The following is a 1,460-nucleotide window of genomic DNA, read 5'->3' on the forward strand; positions in this document are numbered from 1 at the left end:
CGAGCACGGTTTTGCAGGCATCGCCACAGGGTCCGCCATGGCTGGCCTACGCCCGATTGTTGAGTTCATGACGTTCAACTTCGCCATGCAAGCCATTGATCACCTTATTAATTCCGCGGCCAAAACGCTTTATATGTCGGGCGGTCAGATGGGCGCCCCAATGGTTTTCCGTGGGCCAAACGGTGCTGCGGCACGAGTTGGCGCGCAGCACTCCCAAGACTACGCCGCATGGTACATGCAGGTGCCTGGTCTCAAAGTTGCGATGCCCTACTCCGCATCTGACGCCAAAGGTCTGCTGAAATCAGCGATCCGTGATCCCAACCCTGTGATTTTCCTTGAGAACGAAATTCTCTACGGCCGGTCGTTCGATGTGCCAGACATGGACGACTACACTGTTCCGTTCGGCAAGGCACGAATTTGGCGCGAAGGCACAGATGTGACGATCGTCTCATTTGGTATTGGCATGACATATGCTCTTGAGGCCGCAGACAAGCTGGCCGACGAGGGTATTTCTGCGGAAGTAATCGATCTGCGGACTTTGCGTCCAATGGACATGGGCAGCATCTTGGCGTCCGTGCGTAAGACAAACCGCTGTGTCACCGTCGAAGAAGGTTGGCCACAAGGCAGCGTTGGCAGCTACATCGGCAGCCAAATCATGCAACACGGGTTCGATTATCTCGACGCACCCGTGATCAGTTGCACCGGTAAAGACGTACCGATGCCATATGCCGCAAACCTCGAAAAACTTGCCCTTGTCACAACGGACGAGGTCATCGCCGCCGTTAAACAAGTCACCTACCGTTAAGGAGCCGCAGATATGGCAACTGAAATTCTAATGCCCGCGCTCTCTCCGACGATGGAGGAAGGCACACTTGCAAAATGGCTTGTCAAAGAAGGCGACACTGTTGTCTCCGGTGACTTGCTGGCAGAAATCGAGACTGACAAAGCGACTATGGAGTTTGAAGCCGTGGACGAAGGCGTCATCGGCAAACTCTTGGTCGCCGAAGGCTCTGAAGGTGTCAAAGTGAACACAGCAATTGCTGTTCTACTGGAAGAAGGCGAAGATGCCGACAGTGCAGTTGCGACACCCGCCGCAGCATCCAGCGAAGCCGCAGCCACAAAGACAGAGGCTGCACCTGCAGCGCCACAACAAACACCTCCCACCCCCGCCGCACCACAGACAGCCAAGGGCGAACGCGTATTTGCAACTCCACTCGCGCGACGCATTGCAGCGGACAAAGGTATCGATCTGTCATCCATGGCCGGATCAGGACCCCACGGCCGTATCATCAAAGCAGACGTTGAAAACGCCACCGCTGCACCGAAAGCTGCCGCTACGCCAGCGCCAGCCGCAAGCAGCCAACACGCCACAATCGCACAAGGCCCGAGGACTGATCAGGTCATCGCCATGTATGAAGGTCGCGCTTTTGAAGAAGTTAAGTTGGACGGCATGCGCAAGA

Annotated in this window: 2 protein-coding genes; both read left to right on the forward strand. The window is 55.9% G+C overall.

Annotation, left to right across the window (positions count from 1 at the left end; genetic code table 11):
- A partial coding sequence (locus tag ACTF5M_RS11370) for a pyruvate dehydrogenase complex E1 component subunit beta (RefSeq protein WP_438961076.1) occupies window positions 1-805 on the forward strand: 805 nt, incomplete at its 5' end.
- Window positions 806-817: 12 nt separating this feature from the next.
- A partial coding sequence (locus ACTF5M_RS11375; protein ID WP_438961077.1) for a biotin/lipoyl-containing protein occupies window positions 818-1,460 on the forward strand: 643 nt, incomplete at its 3' end.

This window comes from Nereida sp. (genome assembly GCF_965655635.1).
Lineage (GTDB): Bacteria > Pseudomonadota > Alphaproteobacteria > Rhodobacterales > Rhodobacteraceae > Nereida.